We start from the raw sequence: 17,928 nt of genomic DNA on the forward strand, positions 1-17,928 counted from the left end.
GGCATCGGGCCGTCCTGGAGGAGTTCCAGCACCCGGATGCGTACCGGGTGCCCGAGCATCCGGAAGAACTCGGCCTTGGCCTGGTACAGCGGAACCGCGGGCTTCACCGCTCGCTCACCCCTTCTCCGGTCGGCGTGCTGGTGCTGTGGCGAACACGTCCATTCTCGCTCCCGTACCGGCACGGCTGCCGCACACCCGTCAGCGCTCCACGACGACCAGCGCATCGGCCACCGCCCGTTCCCGTACCGGCGCTCCCTCCGCGTCCCGGGGCCGGTTGTGGAGCCGTCCGTTCACCACCATCGTGCTGGAGCCCCCGCCGTCGAGGTTGAGGGCGTCCACCGCTCCCAGGTCGCGCAGGAGCGCCGCCGCTTCCCGCAGTGTGGCGCCCGCGCTGTCCGGGCTCCGGCCGTCGAGGACAGCCAGGAGCAGTGTGCCGTCCGCCTTGATGCCGACGACCGTACGGGGCTGACGCTCGGTCGACGTGTCACCGGTGAACCCGTTGGCAACGCCGTTGATCCGGGTCTCGCCGCCGCGCAGCAGCGCGGGGCCCGCGCCCAGCACCGATGTTCCCGGAGCGAGGACGCTCCGCCCGCTCCCGTCCGTCACGACGGTCCGCCGGCCGAAGGGCAGCCCCTGACGCGCGTGCGTCCGCAGCCAGTCGGCGCCCTCCCCCACACCGGCGAGGGTGGAGCCGGTCCGGGGGATCGCCCCGCCCGCGGGGCTGCGCAGCTCCGTCAGCCGCCCGTTCCCGTCGAGCACGGCCTCCACGCTGCCGGGCCCGCCGGGTGGTGAATGCGCGCCCCGGTCGGGAGTGAAGGCGACGATCTCGCTGTCGTCCAGGCAGAGCTGGTTGTGCCGGGGCCGCTGCTCCGGCAGGCCGGTAGCGGCCAGCCGGTCCCCGCCCGTGCCTCCGCAGCCGACGATTCTTCCCGGCACCCGGTCGACGCCGTCCAGCTCGCGCACCGCTCCGTCCGGCGCGGTCAGCCACATCCCGGAGCGCACTTCGTCGATGCGGGGGCGGCCCCCGCGGCCGGGCAGGATCAGCGCGGTGCGTCCGTTCGCCGCCTCGCTCAGCATCCGGCCGTCGACGATCAGCACGCCCAGCGGATCTCCCGGACAGCCGCTGGAGACGGGAGGCCCGACGGTGTCGAAGAACGAGCCGTTCACCGCGGCCACGGCTCGTGCCCTTCGCGCCGTCCGGCCGACGGTCTCGGCCGTCGCGAGATCGGCGCCGACGGCCGGCTTCACCGTGACCCGGGCGGACGGCCGGACGGTCACCGTACTGATGGAGATCCGCGCCCCGTCCGCCAGTCGGCGGGTGATCCGCTCCGCCGCCACCCCGCACGGCAGGGTCTGCCCGCACGGAGAGTCGTCGCGCCGGGCGGGACCGTGGCCGGTGCACCCGGTCGCCGTCGCCACCATGGCCAGCAGGACCGCGCCCCACCGCACGAGGCGGTCCCGGTGCGGTCTCACGGCCCCGGTGCCCAGCCTCCGAGCAGACCGGGTGTCGTGCCGAGGTCTCCGACGTGAACCGTCACCCGGCCGGGGACCAGACGGCCGGCGCCCGCGTCGAGCACATAGTCGAACCAGTCGTAGCCCAGGTGTCCGTCGAACGGCTGGTACGTCACCGTTCCGTCCGTCCCGACGCTCGTCACCCCGTGCCGGGCGGGTCCGACCCCGGCCAGCCCGACGTGCTCGCCCATTCCGTCGGTGAGATCCGTCAGCACCGCGTGGTGTCCGGGAACCACCGTCATGCTCCGCCCCTGCGGGGGCAGCGAGGCGATCCGGAAGCCGTGGTTCTTCAGGGAGAACGTGGTGGAGGTGAGGCTCTTCCCGCCGTCGGCGATGATGCCCGCCCGCAGGACGGGGACGAGGAAGGCGTCGGGCGGGACATGCCGGTTCACCCGGAGCGTGAACCTGGCGACGCGCTCGACGCCGGGCCCCGTGGACGTCGCGTACCGTTCGCCCGAGGGCAGCAGGCTCATTCCGGCCATGTTCTCGATGGTGGCGACCTTGTCGAACGAATCGGCCATGAGGTAGCCGTAGTAGCGGGTGCCGTCGCCCTGCGGGGTGAGGATCCATTCGAAGTCGATCCGCCGGCCTGGCTCGACGGGCAGCCGGGGGTCCGCGGCGGACCGCAGCTCCATGTGCGCCACGATCGAGGGGTTGTCCTGCTGGACGCTGCGCATTCCGGTGAGGGTGAAGGTACTCATGATCGTCCGACTCTCAGTTCGAGCCCAGCGTGCGTGACCTGGTCAGCTCGGCGTGTGTCTCCTCGTCGAGCCAGGTCACCCACTCCGGAGGAAAGTCCGCGCGGTCGAGGTTGACGGCCCAGTGCGGTGGCACGATCCGCTGCTCCACCAGCGCGTAGGCGACGTAGCGCGCACACGCGATGGCCCCCTCCGGCGACATGTGACCGGGGTCGTGGAGACCGTCCGGGTAGTTCGGGTGTTCCCCCGGCTCCAGGTGGATGAAGTAGGGGCGTACGCCTTCCGGCCCCAGCCCCTCCCACCAGCCGTGGCTCCGGTCGTAGAGGTTGATGTAGGGAACGCTGCACTCGGCCGCGAGGTCGCGCATCGCCATCGGGTACTCCGTGATGCTCCTCGGCATGTTGCCGTGCACATCATGGTTGTCCCGTTCCGGCGGGCTGACCAGGACCGGATGGGCGTTGCGCTCGCGTGCGCCGTCGACGAACTTCCGCAGGTGGTCCTGGAAGTCGCCGTACGCCTCCGCTCGGAGCCACTCCACCGGCTTGGCGTCATTGGTCCCGAACGAGGTCAGCAGATAGTCCCCGGGGCGGATGTTCTGGAGGATCCAGTCGAGCCTGCCCCGCTCGCTGAATGTGCGGGCACTCGCTCCGGCCCGCGCGCAGTTGACGATCTCCACCTCCTGCGAGGTGAGGAAGAAGTGGAGCACCTGGCCCCAGCCCGTCATGGGTGCCTTGCTCACCTCCCGCGTCACCATGGCGGACCCACCGGTGAGGAAGATCCGGCGGGGCCTGCCCTGCCCGGGATTCCAGTCAGACAGCACGGTCCCACCCGTCCTCGTACGTTTCCCGGCCCGTCATGTCCAGGGCCACCGCACCGGCGTCCGGTGCGGCCGGCAGGCCGTCGTCCCGGTGTGCGCGGGTGGCGGGCAGAGCGGCGACGGGTCCGGCGGGGCCGAGATCGGCGGCGCTCGCCGTCCCCAGGGCGTCGATCGCCTCGTACACACGCTCGCAGTTGCCCTCGCCGCGGTGCGCGAAGAACTGCTCCGCGCGCTCGCGGTAGGGGCTCTCCACCGTGAAGCCCCTGGCCATCGAGGCGATGATCTCGTCGACGGCCTGGTCGACCGTGCGGCAGACCGGGCCGAAGCCGTGCTCCGTCAGGTTGAAGTAGCCCCGCTTGTAGTGCCGTCCGTAGAAGTCCTCCTCGTCGAAGGGCACATGGACCAGCGGGATCCCCATGTAGGCCACGTCGAAGAAGACGGAGGAGTAGTCCGTGACCATGAGGGAGCACTCCTTCATGGCTTCCTGGACATTGCGCGTACCGGGGTCGGCGACCTCGATCGCGGGCGAGTCGATCCGGAAGTTGTGCAGGTAGGGCCGGATCTCGTAGTGCGGGAAGAACTCCAGGTCGACGCCGAAGTGCTCCAGGGCCGCGACGAGCCTACGGTCGGAGAGCAGCGAGCGGTAGAACCGGAAGTACTCGGACTGGGTGAAGGCCGTCTTGGCCGGACCCGCGGACTTCTTGTAGGAGGCCGTGACGATCCACTGCCGCCAGGTCGGCATGAGCAGGATGCGCGGACGCTCCCCCGGCTCCCGCCGCAGCGCGTCGAACCTGGGCAGGCCCGCCAGCACCGCGCGGTCGCCGAAGCCGGCCTCCTGCGCCAGATAGGCGCGCTCCTGACGGCCGGTGGTCACGATCATGTCGTAACTGGTGATCCGCTGGTCGACGCCGGACGTCACGTCGTTGTAGATGATCCCGTGCTGGAGGAAGACCCGCTGGTACTTCAGGAGCTCACCGAACCGGTGCAGGAAGAGCACCTTCCGGTAGCCCTCGGGCACCAGGTACGACTCGGAGTCGTACGAACCGATCAGCTTGGTCGCGTGCAGCAGATACATCCGGTGCTTGAAGGAACCGAGCTTGATCACCCGGCCGTACGGGGCGACCTTCCGGTGATCGGGAGAGTTCCCGTCGATGACGTAGTACGCCTTGCGCCGCTTGCGGTGGGTCCGCATCCACTTGAAGAAGTGGTACGAGTTGTCCTGGGCCGTGTCCGACCGCTCGCCGATGAGCCAGATCTCACGGGAGTTGAGGAACGGGTACGTGAGCCAGTAGGCGAGTCGCATGCGCCAGCCCGGGTTGCGGGTCTTGAGGATGCGGATCTCGCGGGCCGCCCGCCACAGGGCGTGCTTCGCCCGCGCGACGGGCTTCCGGTCGACCAGGCGCAGGTGCAGCGCTTCCCCACCGCCGATGGTCAGCATGTAGGGGTGGCCGGCGATCCGGCCGGGGCCCTTGAGCCGGTGCAGCGGAAGGCGTGCCTTCATGATGACGTTGCGCTGTCGTGTGCGATCCACCCGGTGCACCCGGAGCCGGAAGTCGCCGACCCCGCATCCGCCGCGCGTCAGGTCCGCGACCGGGATCTCGGCGTACCAGCCGGCGTACAGGTCACGGCCGTTGCGGGTGTTCCAGAGGTCACGGCGGGCGACCTGGCGCAGCGGGACGACGATCTTGGCGTGCGCGGTCTGGTAGACGAACTCCAGGAGGTTGTCCATCGGGCCGTCGATGTCCATGCCGGGGAAGGCCAGGCAGCCCTCCACGACCAGCACATCGCCCCGGGTGCGGACCGATTCGACGACGACGTTGGGGTCGTTCACGCGGGCGGTCCGGGTGTTCCTGGTGCCTCCCGGGAAGGTCCGGTGGAAGCCGTCGTCGTCGATCTCCAGCGCCAGTGGGGCGTTCTCCAGCGCCGGTTCCGGGTTGCAGAACAGCTCGAAGTTCCCGCTCTTCGCCGCGTAGTGGTCGAGCTGCTGGGCGGGGTTGGTGGCGTATTCGAGGATGATCTCGTCGGGTATCTGCGTGTAGTGGCGGCAGATGTCCGGGAACATCTCCGCCAGCTGCGTCCGGCCCATGACGTTACGGGCGTTGCACAGGAAGCCCTTGTAGGTGCGGGTCACATAGCGCTGGAACATGTGCCGGATGTCGGCCCGCTCGGCGGCGGTGTAGTCCAGCAGGAAGTGGTTGAGCCGCAGGTGGTCCCGGTAGTTCGCCGGCTTGCTCCACAGGGAGTCCATGATGGAGGACCCGTCGGGGCGCCCGCGGTAGTAGTACACCGGGCGGTCGACCAGGCTGATGGCGTTGGCCCGCAGCATGCTGGGGAGCGTGACCCAGGAGTCCTCGAAGTGGACCCCCTCGCCGAAGCGCACCCCGAGCCGGCGCAGCAGCCGGGTACTGAAGAGCTTGTTGCACGCGGATCCGCTGAAGATCAGATCGGGTACGGAGGCGAAGTCGTCGATACGGCGGTCGCCCCGGCCGAAGTGCTGCTTCCACGGGCCGTAGGGCCGGTCGGGGAAGTTCACCAGGTCGCCCACGACCAGTTCGGAGCCGTCCCGCCAGGCCGCCTGGAGCATGTGCGACAGGGCCCGCTCGCCGAGGATGTCGTCGGAGTCGAGGAAGGTGACGTAGGGCGCGGTGACCCGGTCCAGGCCGTTGTTCCGGGCGTTGCCGAGTCCGCCGTTGGGCTGGTGGACGACCGTGACGTTGGCGTAGTGCTGCGCGAAGTCGTCGAGGATCCGGGGCGTCTCGTCGGTGGCGCCGTCGTCCACCAGGATGACCTGGGTGGCGGCGAAGCCCTCCTGGGCCGCGATCGAGCCGAGGCAGTCGTCCAGGTACTTGGCCACGTTGTAGCAGGGCACGACGACGGCCATCTCGAAGGGATGGTCGAGGCGGGCGATCGGCGGGTGGATCCCGTCGCGCCACCACATCCACGGTGCGCCGGGGTCGTTCTGCGCGGACTCGAAGGTCCTGCGGCCCGCCGTGGCCGCCCGCAGGGCGAGGTTGCCGCTGATCGTGCGGTAGCCCTCCAGCTCCTCCCCGTTCGCCAGGAAGGTCAGCCCGGAGAGGTCCACGTCGCGCACGTTGAGCGGGGAGCGGGACCTGGCCCGGTTCCACTCGACGATGACCGATACGTTCCAGACCGTGCTCTCGGAGAACTCGTCGCCGAGCACGGCCGTCAGATCGACGGTGCCGCCGAAGCCGACGAAACGTTCGTCGACATCGGCGCCGTCGACCGGGACGGTGACGTCCTTCTTCGTGTGGCGGTTGCGTACGGCCAGGGTCAGCCGGAGGTCGTGTCCGGGCTCGATCCGCCCGAACCGGTTGACCAGCCGGCCCTCGAACCGGAGCTTCCCGCCGGCCACGGACCAGGTGTCGAGCTGGGCGAAGAGCGGCTCCTGGGCGAGCTTCGCCGCCGACAGGCCGAGCTCCGTCACATCGAGCATCCGCCGGGCGTCCGGCAGGTGCAGGTGGTCGCCCGACCAGTACACCCGGCCGTCCTCCTCCACGAGGAAGGACGACAGGACGCTCTTGCGCTGCACGTAGTCGAGCGTGGTGAGCGCGGCCTCGGTCTCCTGGTACATGACGAGGTAGGCCCTGACCCGGTCGACCGGGTCGCACAGCTCGAAGGCCTCCTCGCTGATGGAGAAGAGGTAGTTGCTCGCGATCTCGGTGAACCCCTGCTGGAACTCCGGGTCGCCCTCCGCCAGCGCCCGCATGTACAGGCGCAGGTCGTGCGCGAGGAACTTCGAGTCCTTGCGGACCTTGAGCTGCCACAGGCCGCGGTCCAGGAGGAACGCGTCGGTGGCGCGGTGCACCGCGACCCGGTCGCGGATGGAGCGCAGCTCGCCCGTGCGGCCGGTGATCGATCCGCCCTCGGGTTCCCACATCCACCGGTAGACGGGGTCGGTGATGACGGTGATCCCGTCGGCGAGGCAGCCCGCCACGGTGGAGAAGTACGTGTCCTCGTAGAAGACGCCCTCGGGGAACCAGACCCCGCCCGAGCGCAGGAAGTCCACCCGGTACAGCTTGGCCGCCGCGATCGGGTCGGCGAGCATCAGCGGGAACTCCGCCAGGCCGGGGACGGTGCGCCCCAGCGCGTACACCTCGGGGGCCCAGCCCTCGCTCTCGCCGGTGGCCCGGTTGACCCGGACGGCCTTGCCCGCGGTGATGTCGCTGCCGCTCTCCAGCGCACCGGCCAGCAGCAGTTCGCAGGCGCGGGGCGGCAGCTCGTCGTCGGCGTCGAGGAACATCAGGTACTGGCCGGCGGCCTGCGCGATGCCCAGGTTGCGGGGGGCTCCGACGCCGCCGCTGTTCACGGGCCGGCGGAGCACGCGTACGCGGTTGTTGTTCCCGGCGAAGTTCTCCACGACGTCGAGGGTGTTGTCCGTGGAGGCGTCGTCCACGACGACGACCTCGACCAGTTCGTAGGTCTGGTTGACGGCGGACTGGAGCGCCTTGCCGATCGTCGTGGCCGCGTTGTACGCGGGGATGACGACCGTGATCCAGACGTCGGGGGTGTCCTGCTCGTGGTTCATCCGACGCCCTCTCGGTCTCCCGGGTAGCCGTGGTGGGGCGGCACGGCACCGGGGGTGCCGTACACCGGCTGTCCCTGCGCCGGCCGGTCGTACCCCTGCGTGCGCACCTGCTGGTACGCCTGCGTCATCTGCTGGTACGCGGGCGCCGGCAGTGGCTGGAACGTCTGTGCCGGCTGCTGGTCCGGTGCCTCGTACGCGGGGTAGGGCTCGGGGTACGGCTGGAATCCGGGGTCCTCGTGGGCCGGCGGCGCCTGGAACTCCGGGGCGGTGAGCGGGTCGCCCGACACGCCCCGGCGGTGCCTGCCCCGGTGGAGGTGGGGGGCGATGGAGCCCGCGCCGGACGGCGGCTCGGCCAGCTCGGCCATCACATGGGTGAAGTCGCGGGTGGAGAGCCAGAACTTGTACATGATGATCAGCTCGAAGATCCCGAGCAGGATCGCGGAGACCACCGTGGTCAGGAGGATCCGGCCGATCAGCGGTCCCACGATGAAGACGAACATCTGGAACTCGATGCCGCTGATGAGGTGCGGCCTGATCCGGCTGCGCAGCAGCGCCTGCCGCACCCGCAGGTACCAGGGGAAGCGGTGGCGGAACTGGGCGTGCAGGTCGACGACGTGTCCGGCGCCCGCCTGCTCCTTGAGCACCTCCGCCTCGGCCTCGGGGTTCTCCCGCAGCAGGTCCTCCATGAACCGGATCTGCTGTGCCTCGTCGGGCTCCGCCGGGCCCTCGGCGGCGGCCGCGCGTTCGGCCTCCTGGCGTTCCCGGGTGACCTTCTCGATCTTCGTCCGCATCGACATGCGCATCTTGTAGATCTGGAGCGCGTCGACGTAGCGGAGCATGTCGAGGAAGACGACCATCAGCGCGGCGAGCAGAAACCTTTCATCACCGTTGCGCAGATACTGCCCGCCCATCAGGGCGAGGGCACAGAAGAGCACCCTGATGCGGTCGAAGACGTAGTCGAGCCAGCCACCGAAGACGGTGCCGTTGCCCTTGAGCCTCGCGAGCTTTCCGTCGATGCAGTCGAGGATGAAGCTCAGGTGGTAGAGCGCCGCCCCGATGATCAGGGACTGCATGTCGCCCTTGAGGAAGAAGCCGGCGGAACCGAGTCCGACGAACAGCGCCGCCCAGGTCACGCGGTTCGGCGTGATGAAGTTGAACCGCGCCATCACGATGAGCATGCGGGTGGCCACGGGATCGACCAGGATCACCGTCCACCAGGCATCACGCTTCTTGCAGGTGAGCTTCTGGACAGCACGCAAGGACAGCTTGGCCATAACCCCTCAGTCACGAGAACGACAGCGACAGGCCCCCGTCCATCCATACGCAGTCGAGGGGCAACCGAGTGTTCACGAGACTCCCCCGAATCCTTCACATGAAAGATTCGGCGACTTTATCAAAAACTAAACAGGTTTCGGCCAACCAAGTGGCAAAAAAAGATCATCAGCGGCGATAAATCGTCACACTGTGTACCAGTGACCGAACTCGAACCCGTCGGACGGTGACTCTCGGTGAGAGAGTCCCAATCGTGATCCGGCCATGACCGACGCCAAGGTGACAGCGCCCGCACGATCCCGGACAGCTGCGGGCATCACATCCGAATCCACGGGAAGTGCGTTCCACCACACGCCCGCGTCCGCCCGCCCCTCGGCGTGCACCCCCACGGCACAGGTGCCGCCGGGGCCGGACCGGACCAGCAGGGAGTACGACCAGCCGTCCGCCTCGACGCCCCGGACCCCGGTGACGGGGCCCGCACCGTCGTCGGCGCCGCCCAGCGGCACCGGGCCCGTCGCGCCCGGCCACCACACACAGGGCTCGTTGGTCCTCAGGTCGCGGAAGAGAACCGTCCCGGGCTCGGGCCCGGCCGCCATCGATCCCGGGCGCGGCGAGAACGGCACCGCCCGGTCCTCGGCCCAGGCGCCGTCGGGCCCCGAGCGGTACCAGCGCAGCACGGCGGCGGAGTCCCGGGCGCGGGCGAAGAGTTCGACCTCTCCCCCGGCCGTGGTCACCGTGACGAGTTCATCGGCGACGCGGACACCGCGAAGGTGCTGCCAGGAAGTCCAGGCGCCGTCGGCCCCCTGGTGCCGGTAGCTCACGCTGTGCCCGAAGTTGCGTACGAAGACGAAAAGGCCGCCCGTGCCGTCGAACGCGGCCGCCGGGAAGCCGACCTCCCGGCTGCGGTGCCGGTTGCCGGAGTTCGGCCCGCCCAGGGAGTGCCACGGGGTGAGCGGGTGCCCGGTGCGGTACTGGGCGGCCCGCACCACCGCGATGTCGTCGCCGCCGTCCTTGAGCGGGATCCTGCGCAGTGCGAAGAGGTGCGGGAAGCCGTGCATGTCCCGGACCACCCGGAGGCCGGGCATCAGCCGCGGTCCGGGCAGGAGTTCCGGTCCCTGCCAGGCCGTGCCGCCCGGTTCGCGCTGCGTCCAGCGCACGATGCCGGCGGCGGAGGGCAGGAAGGCGGAGAGCCTGCCGTCGAACCCCTCGGTCAGCCAGTGCGCCGGGTGCGGGTAGCGCGGCTGCGAAGCGGCGTCGGGCCGTGCGTCCGCGCCGGCCCGGTGGCAGTCGACGAAGACCGGGGTGCCCGATTCCAGCTGGTGTTCGCGGGCCGCGGCCAGCGCGGTGAGCGCGGCGGCGGCGTTCTCGGCCGGTTCGCCGTGGACGGGGAGTTCGCGCTCCTCGTCGTACGACACATGCGCCGGATCGGGGTCGGCCAGGCGTACCCGCTGCGGGTTCAGTGTGCGAAGCTCCCGGAGCAGCGCGGCGTGGCCGTCCTGCGCGCCGACGGTCCGGGGCGCGCCCGTGACCCGGCAGCCGCGCCGTTCCGCGTCGGCGAGCGCGCGGTCCAGTGCCGCCCGGCCGTCCTTGCCGTCCTCCTCGACGCAGAGAACGCTCAGCTCCGTGCCGGGCCCCTCCGCCGCGACGAGTGCCACCGCCTCACCATGGCGAGCGGCGACGACCGTCACCCGCCGGGCCGGACCCGGGGTGCTCATATCCGGCTCCAGCCGCCGAGGGTCAGCCCCTGGCCGTCCTCCTGGCGTGCGACGACCGGCACTCCGTCGGCGCCGAGGGCCGCGACGACCGCCCTTCCGTGGCCGTCGGCGGCCAGTGCCGGGTCTCCGGTGCAGCTCATTCCGGTGCCGGTCCACCAGAAGCCGGACTGTTCGCCCTCGGTCGCGCAGACCCCGAGGTTGACCGTCCCGTCGGCACCGCGGACCGCGAGCACCGTGCAGTCAAGGCCGTCGACCGTCGTCCGGACGGCGGCGATGCGGCCGTCGGCGGGGTTGCCTCCCAGCGGTACGGGCCAGCTGCCCTCCCGGACCGCGACGACACCGGTCCCCCGCGCATCGGTCAGGTAGTACGTCAGCCGGCCCGGCGCGGTCTCCAGCGCGGTCACCGATCCGGGCAGCGGGGGCGCGGCCACGTCGTATCCGCGTGCCAGGGCGCCGCCCGGCTCCGGCTGCCGGAGCCGCAGCGCGGCGGTGCGGGTGGGGACGAGGATCTCCACCAGGCCCGAGGAGGTCGCCGCGGGCGCCGGTCCGTCGATGCCGCCGGAGACCTGGAGCTGGGTCCATGCCTCCCATCGGCCGCGCTTGTCCTCGCGGCGCAGGGCGACGCCGCCCGGTCCGGTCGGGACACAGACGTACAGCGCTCCGTCACCGGCGACGGCGGCGGCCGGGGCGCCGGTCTCGACGGCCTTGTCGATCTCCTTGAACGGATTGCCCAGCGAGCGCCACTGCGTCATCGGGCGGCCCGTCTGGTACTGCGTGGCGTACATGACGTCCACGTTCGTCCAGCCGTCGGCGCGCGGCCGGACCCGGCGCCCCAGTAGATGGGCGTAACGATTCTGCCCCTGCACCACGGTGAGCCGGTCGATGTCCTTCGCGGGCAGGACGTCCGGTCCTGTCCACCGCCGGCCGCCGGGAGCGGACTCGGTCCAGCGCAGCACGGCGCCCTCGACGTGGACGTACGCGGTCAGTCTGCCGTCGTGTCCGGTCAGCAGCCAGGGGCCGCCGAGGGCTCGGGCGAGCTGTGCGGAAGCCTCCGCGACGGGCTCGTTCCGCTGCTTCGCTTCACGTGGGGAGGCGCTGCGCATCGCTGTTCGTCACCCTCCCTGCGAACAGGCCCGTGCAGGTCACAGGCGCTGGATCGAGACATCATAAACAAGCCATGGCACGCTCAGGCCGAACTGGTGGCACCGGCCCGACGGCGCGCCCCCGGGTGCCCGAGGCACCAGCCCTCCCACGCGGAGGCGACCATCTCGCGGGCGTCGTGCCGGGCGGACCAGCCCAGCTCGGTACGGATCCGGTCGGCCGAGGCGACCACCCTGGCCGGGTCGCCCGCCCTGCGCGGCGCCGAGACCGGGGCCGCTTCGGCCCCGTACCCGGTCACCTCACCGATCAGTTCGATCATCTCGCGCACCGAGACGCCCTCGCCGCGGCCGATGTTGACGGTCAGGTCGGTGCCCGGCTCCCGGTCGAGGAGGGCTCGCGCCGCGGCGAGGTGTGCCGAGGCGATGTCGTCGACGTGGATGAAGTCGCGTACGCAGGTGCCGTCCGCGGTGTCGTAGTCGTCGCCGAAGACCACCGGGGCCGCCCCCTGCGTCAGCTTCTCGAAGACCATGGGCACCAGGTTGAAGACGCCCGTGTCCGCGAGGGCCGGGGTGGCCGCGCCGGCCACGTTGAAGTACCGCATCGAGGCGGTGGCGATGCCGTGCGCCTTCCCGGCCGCGCGCACCATCCACTCGCCCGTCAGCTTGGTCTCGCCGTAGGGGTTGATCGGGGCGCACGGGGTCGACTCCGTGACGAGCGGTACGTCGGGCATGCCGTAGACGGCCGCCGACGACGAGAAGAGGAACGCCCGCACCCCGTTGCCGGCGGCGGCCTCCAGCAGGGTCTGCAGACCCTGCACGTTCTCCCGGTAGTAGAACAGCGGGCGCTCGACGGACTCCGCCACCTGCTTCTTCGCGGCGAGGTGGACCACCCCGCGCGCCGGGAACTCCGCGAAGGCGTGCCGCAGCCGGTCCGCGTCGAGCGTCGAGCCCTGGATGAACGGGACGTCCGCGGGCAGGCGCGAGCGGTCGCCCGTGGAGAGGTCGTCGTACACGGCGACCGATTCACCTGCCTCGCGCATGGCACGGACGACATGCGCCCCGATGAAGCCCGCACCACCCGTGATCAACCAAGTCATGAACGAATAGTAGTTCGAGCTGCCCAGATCATGATTCCGGGGGCCAAAACACCCATTCGCACGATCCTCTGTTCTATAGTGCACGCTCAGCCATGCACGCACGGACCGGCCACACCCCCCACCCGAGTCCCACGCACTCCACAGCCCACCCCGGGCCACGAGATTTGAGGACTCGACCACGATGAGCCACGACGGCATGTCACAGGGCACCCGCGAGGGTCGTCCGGCCTCCCACGGCGGCGGGCGGAAGCAGCGGGGAGGCCCTCGAAAGCGCCGCCGCGGCCTCAAGATCACCCTCAGCGTCCTGCTCGTCCTGCTGCTCGCCGGCGGCGGCACCGTCTACTGGCTCTACAGCCGCCTCGACGGGAACATCCAGGGCGTGGACATCGACAAGGCACTCGGTGCGGACCGCCCCGAGAAGCTGCCGACCAGCGGCCAGAACCTGCTGGTGCTCGGCTCCGACTCACGGGCCGGTGCCGAGAACAAGGAACTGGGCGGCGGCGGTGACGTCAGCGGCGCCCGGTCCGACACCGCGATGGTGGTGCACATTCCTGAGGGCCGCTCCAGGGCGGTCGCCGTCTCCATACCCCGCGACACCCTGGTCACCCGGCCCGAGTGCACCAAGGCGGACGGCTCGACGGTGCCGTCGGCGAACCGCGTGATGTTCAACTCCGTCTACTCTCAGGTCGGTCCGGCCTGTGTGGTCAAGACCGTGGAGAAGATGTCCGAGGTCCGGATCGACCACTACCTGGAGATCAACTTCGCCGGGTTCAAGGATCTGGTGGACGCCATCGGGGGCGTCACCGTCGATGTCCCGCAGGACATCCACGACAAGTCCTCCGGCCTCGACCTCACCAAGGGCCCGCACAAGCTCGACGGCACCGAGTCCCTTGCCTACGTCCGGACGCGCCACGGCATCGGGGACGGCAGCGACCTCGGCCGGATCGGGCTCCAGCAGCAGTTCCTGCTCGCCCTGCTGAGCGAGGTCAAGTCGCAGGACCTGCTGAGCAGTCCGACCAAGTCGTACCGGATCGCCAGCTCGGCCACCAGGTCGCTGACCACCGACGCCGGGCTCGCCTCGCTCAAGTCCCTGGCGGAGTTCGGGCGTTCGATGAACGGCGTGGACCCGGGCGACATGGAAACGATCATGCTTCCGGTGGCGTACGACAAGCAGGACCGCAACCGGGTGGTGGCGGCCCAGCCGCAGGCCGACGATCTCTGGAAGGCCATCCGCAAGGACGGCACGATCCCGGAGTCCGCGAAGAAGTCCCCCGCCACCGGCGGCTGACGGCGGGGAACGGCCGGTGCGCCTGACACCTCGTCACGCACCGGCCCGGCTACGACCGCCCGACGGGGTCGTTGATCCGGCTGTGCCCACGCCCGTAGACGAAGTAGATGACCACACCGATGGCCATCCAGACGCCGAACCGCAGCCAGGTCTCCGCGGGCAGATTGAGCATCAGCCACACCGACGCGGCCACCGAGAGGATGGGGATCAGCGGTACCCACGGGGTACGGAAGGCGCGGTGCAGGTCCGGGCGGGTGCGGCGCAGCACCAACACGCCCAGGGCCACGACGACGAACGCGAAGAGCGTGCCGATGTTCACCAGCGTCGCCAGTTCGTTGATGCTGGTGAAACCGGCGACGATCGCGATGATCACGCCGAGCAGGATGGTCGGGCGGTACGGGGTGCCGAACTTCGGGTGGGTCTTGGAGAAGAACCTCGGCAGCAGACCGTCGCGGCTCATCGCGAAGAAGACCCGGGTCTGTCCCAGCAGCAGGATCAGACAGACCGTGGTGAGTCCGATCGCGGCACCGAAGCTGATCAGCCCGGCGTAGACGGGATGTCCGACGGCCTTGAAGGCGTCGGCCAGCGGAGCCTCCACCGACAGTTCGGTGTAGTGCTCCATGCCCGTGACCACCAGTGATACGGCGACGTAGAGCACGGTGCAGATGAAGAGCGAGGCGAGAATGCCACGTGGCATGTCGCGTTGCGGAAGCTTGGTCTCCTCGGCGGCGGTGGCCACCACGTCGAAGCCGATGAAGGCGAAGAAGACGACGGACGCGGCGGTGAAGATGCCCATGACGCCGAAGTTGGTCGGCGCGTAACCGAACATCAGCTGGACCAGCGGTGCGGTCAGTCCGGAACCCGAGGTCTGCGGCTGTGCCTCGGGGATGAACGGCGAGTAGTTGGCGGCCTTCACGAAGAACAGCCCCGCGATGATCACGATCAGGACCACCGCGATCTTGATGGCGACCACGACGGTGGTGACCCGGGCGGACAGTTTCATGCCGAGCACCAGCACCACGGTCAGGACGAGCACCAGGGCGAAGGCCAGGATGTCGAAGCCGAATCCTTTTGCCACATCGGTTCCGGAGAGCACGACGGGCATGCTCCAGCCGAAGTTGTCCATCAGTGAGCGGACGTAGCCGGACCAGCCGACCGCCACCACCGCCGTGCCCAGCGCGAATTCCAGCACCAGGTCCCAGCCGATGATCCAGGCGACGAGTTCGCCGAGCGAGGCGTACGAGAACGTGTAGGCGGAGCCGGCGACGGGGACGGTGGAGGCGAACTCGGCGTAGCAGAGCGCCGCCAGCGCGCAGACGACGCCGGCGACCACGAAGGCGAGTGCGGTGGCGGGCCCCGCCGTCTCCTTGGCCACCTTGCCGGTGAGGACGAAAATGCCGGTGCCGATGATGACACCCACTCCGAAGACCGTGAGGTCCAGGGCGGAGAGGGATTTGCGCAGTGCGTGCTCCGGCTCCTCGGTGTCGCGGATGGACTGCTCGACCGTCTTGGTCCGGAACAGTCCGTCACTGCTGGGTGGTGTGTCCTGCTGGGCAGTCACCGGCGTACCTCCACGCACTCGTCGTGTACGCCATGATTGGGACCGCACCGGTGGCACACCGCTCCGCACCGGGCGATTTCACGCTAATGGGCCGGTCGGACCACCCGTACAGGGTGACCCGACCGGCCCATCGGCCGTAGCGGTGTCCGCTCGCGTCAGTCGCGGGCGGGCTCGATCACGGAGCGGCTGTCGGCGCCGCTCTCGAAGCGGCCGTCCAGCCTGGCGACCAGGCCGGTGACCTGGCGGGCGATGTCCGGCGCGGTCAGCCCGATCTCGGCCATGACCTCCTTGCGGGAGGCGTGGTCGAGGAAGCGCGGCGGGATGCCGAAGTCGCGCAGCGGTACGTCGACCCCGGCGTCGCGCAGCGCCTGGGCGACGGCCGAGCCGACGCCGCCGGCCCGGCTGTTGTCCTCGACGGTGACGACGACCCGGTGCTGCTCGGCGAGCGGGGCCATGGCCTCGTCGACCGGCTTGACCCAGCGCGGGTCGACGACGGTGGTCGAGATGCCCTGGGCCTCCAGCAGCTCGGCGATCTCCAGGCACATCGGGGCGAGCGCGCCGACGGAGACCAGCAGTACGTCCGGACGGCTGGTGCCGGGCTCGCGCAGCACGTCCATGCCGCCGACCCGGCCGACGGCCTTGACCGCCGGGCCGACCGCGCCCTTGGAGAAGCGGACCACGGTCGGTGCGTCGTCGACCTCGACGGCCTCGCGGAGCTGGGCGCGGACCTGGTCGGCGTCGCGCGGGGCGGCGATCCGGAGGGTGGGCACGCACTGGAGGATCGACATGTCCCACATGCCGTTGTGCGAGGCGCCGTCGGTACCGGTGACTCCGGCCCGGTCCAGGACGAAGGTCACACCGCACTTGTGCAGCGCGACGTCCATCAGGACCTGGTCGAAGGCCCGGTTGAGGAAGGTGGCGTACACCGCGAAGACGGGGTGCAGTCCGCCGGTGGCGAGGCCGGCCGCGGAGACCGCGCCATGCTGCTCGGCGATGCCGACGTCGTAGATCCGGTCCGGGAACGCCTTCTCGAACTTGGTCAGCCCGACCGGCTGGAGCATGGCCGCGGTGATCGCGACGATGTCCTTGCGCTCCTTGCCGAGCTTGACCATCTCCTCGCCGAAGACGGAGGTCCAGTCGAGGCCGGAGGTGGCGACCGGGAGGCCGGTATCGGGGTGGATCTTGCCGACGGCGTGGAAGCGGTCCGCCTCGTCGAGCAGGGCGGGGGTGTAGCCGCGGCCCTTCTCGGTGAGGCAGTGCACGATGACGGGTCCGCCGAAGCGCTTGGCGCGCTGGAGCGCGGACTCCAGGGCCTCGATGTCGTGGCCGTCGATCGGGCCGACGTACTTCAGGCCGAGGTCCTCGAACATGCCCTGCGGGGCGATGAAGTCCTTCAGCCCCTTCTTGGCGCCGTGCAGCGTCTCGTACAGCGGCTTCCCGACGACGGGGGTGCGCTCCAGGATGTCCTTGCCACGGGCGAGGAATCGCTCGTAGCCGTCGGTGGTGCGCAGCGTCGCGAGGTGGTTGGCGAGGCCGCCGATGGTCGGCGCGTAGGAGCGCTCGTTGTCGTTGACGACGATGACGAGCGGGCGGTCCTTGGCGGCGGCGATGTTGTTCAGCGCCTCCCAGGCCATGCCGCCGGTGAGTGCGCCGTCACCGATGACCGCGACGACGTGGTCGTCCTTCTTGAGGACCTCGTTGGCCTTGGCGAGGCCGTCGGCCCAGCCGAGGACCGTGGAGGCGTGCGAGTTCTCGATGACGTCGTGCTCGGACTCGGCCTGCGAGGGGTAGCCGGACAGGCCGCCCTTCATCTTGAGCCTGGAGAAGTCCTGGCGGCCGGTGAGCAGCTTGTGCACATAGCTCTGGTGGCCGGTGTCCCAGAGGACCTTGTCCTTCGGCGACTCGAAGACCCGGTGCAGGGCGATGGTCAGCTCGACCACACCCAGGTTGGGGCCGAGGTGGCCGCCGGTCTTCGATACGGCGTCGACCAGGAAGGTCCGGATCTCTTCGGCGAGCTGGTCCAGCTGCTCGGGAGTGAGCCGGTCCAGGTCACGCGGTCCACCGATGCGGGTCAGCAGAGCCACCCGTGCCTCCTTGCGTATTGAGCTGGTCGAGCATGCCGATCCGATGAGTCTAATGTTCCGTCCGCCGTCGCGGGCATCGGGCAGGGAGAGTACGGGGAGAGTGCTGTCACACCCCGTGCCCGGCACCGGAGAGGGGCGGGGCCGGCCCCCGGGGGGCGGGGCCGGCGCCGCGTGGAGTTTGAGAAAAAACATACCCCAGCCAACCAGTGCGCGCGGGGGTGGCAGGGGGGGGAGGTGC

The 17,928-nt window shown here is 70.1% G+C and carries 11 protein-coding genes and 1 pseudogene; 1 reads left to right on the forward strand and 11 read right to left on the reverse strand.

The window, feature by feature from the left end; all coding sequences use genetic code 11:
- From ACFVH0_RS39335 to galE, 9 genes and pseudogenes are all read right to left on the reverse strand, one after another.
- A pseudogene (locus tag ACFVH0_RS39335) lies at window positions 1–107 on the reverse strand (transcriptional regulator); the annotation flags it as partial.
- Window positions 108–198: 91 nt separating this feature from the next.
- A complete protein-coding gene (locus ACFVH0_RS39340) occupies window positions 199–1,473 on the reverse strand; it encodes a phosphodiester glycosidase family protein (RefSeq protein ID WP_385828234.1) in 1,275 nt (424 codons plus the stop codon).
- Window positions 1,470–2,213, reverse strand: a complete 744-nt coding sequence (locus tag ACFVH0_RS39345) for an Ig-like domain-containing protein (protein WP_385828235.1) — start codon at window positions 2,211–2,213, stop codon at window positions 1,470–1,472. The genes ACFVH0_RS39340 and ACFVH0_RS39345 overlap by 4 nt, the downstream gene beginning before the upstream one ends.
- A gap of 13 nt (window positions 2,214–2,226) precedes the next feature.
- Window positions 2,227–3,030: a rhamnogalacturonan acetylesterase gene (locus tag ACFVH0_RS39350; RefSeq protein WP_385828236.1), complete on the reverse strand. Its 804-nt coding sequence runs from the start codon at window positions 3,028–3,030 to the stop codon at window positions 2,227–2,229.
- Window positions 3,020–7,573, reverse strand: coding sequence for a glycosyltransferase (locus tag ACFVH0_RS39355; protein ID WP_385828237.1), 4,554 nt, complete (start codon window positions 7,571–7,573; stop codon window positions 3,020–3,022). The genes ACFVH0_RS39350 and ACFVH0_RS39355 overlap by 11 nt, the downstream gene beginning before the upstream one ends.
- Window positions 7,570–8,847, reverse strand: coding sequence for a CDP-alcohol phosphatidyltransferase family protein (locus ACFVH0_RS39360; protein WP_385828238.1), 1,278 nt, complete (start codon window positions 8,845–8,847; stop codon window positions 7,570–7,572). The genes ACFVH0_RS39355 and ACFVH0_RS39360 overlap by 4 nt, the downstream gene beginning before the upstream one ends.
- 183 nt (window positions 8,848–9,030) lie before the next feature.
- Window positions 9,031–10,560 carry a hypothetical protein gene (locus ACFVH0_RS39365; protein ID WP_385828239.1) on the reverse strand — a complete coding sequence of 510 codons (1,530 nt, stop codon included), beginning with the start codon at window positions 10,558–10,560 and terminating at the stop codon, window positions 9,031–9,033.
- Window positions 10,557–11,663 (reverse strand): hypothetical protein, encoded by a 1,107-nt coding sequence (locus ACFVH0_RS39370; protein WP_385828240.1) that lies wholly within the window; start codon window positions 11,661–11,663, stop codon window positions 10,557–10,559. Before ACFVH0_RS39370 ends, ACFVH0_RS39365 begins: the two co-directional genes overlap by 4 nt.
- 83 nt (window positions 11,664–11,746) lie before the next feature.
- The gene (galE, locus tag ACFVH0_RS39375) at window positions 11,747–12,757 is read right to left on the reverse strand and encodes a UDP-glucose 4-epimerase GalE (RefSeq protein ID WP_385828241.1); all 1,011 of its coding nucleotides are present in this window, start codon (window positions 12,755–12,757) and stop codon (window positions 11,747–11,749) included.
- 181 nt (window positions 12,758–12,938) lie between these two features.
- Between galE and ACFVH0_RS39380 the strand changes: the two genes are divergently transcribed.
- Window positions 12,939–14,045 (forward strand): LCP family protein, encoded by a 1,107-nt coding sequence (locus tag ACFVH0_RS39380; protein WP_385828242.1) that lies wholly within the window; start codon window positions 12,939–12,941, stop codon window positions 14,043–14,045.
- A gap of 49 nt (window positions 14,046–14,094) precedes the next feature.
- Here the strand turns inward: ACFVH0_RS39380 and ACFVH0_RS39385 are convergent, their stop codons facing one another.
- Both ACFVH0_RS39385 and dxs read right to left on the reverse strand, forming a co-directional pair.
- Window positions 14,095–15,606, reverse strand: a complete 1,512-nt coding sequence (locus ACFVH0_RS39385) for an amino acid permease (RefSeq protein ID WP_385828243.1) — start codon at window positions 15,604–15,606, stop codon at window positions 14,095–14,097.
- A 155-nt stretch (window positions 15,607–15,761) separates the two neighbouring features.
- Window positions 15,762–17,690, reverse strand: coding sequence for a 1-deoxy-D-xylulose-5-phosphate synthase (dxs, locus tag ACFVH0_RS39390; protein ID WP_385828244.1), 1,929 nt, complete (start codon window positions 17,688–17,690; stop codon window positions 15,762–15,764).
- Window positions 17,691–17,928 lie beyond the last annotated feature (238 nt).

This window comes from Streptomyces sp. NPDC127117 (assembly GCF_042677325.1).
Lineage (GTDB): Bacteria > Actinomycetota > Actinomycetes > Streptomycetales > Streptomycetaceae > Streptomyces.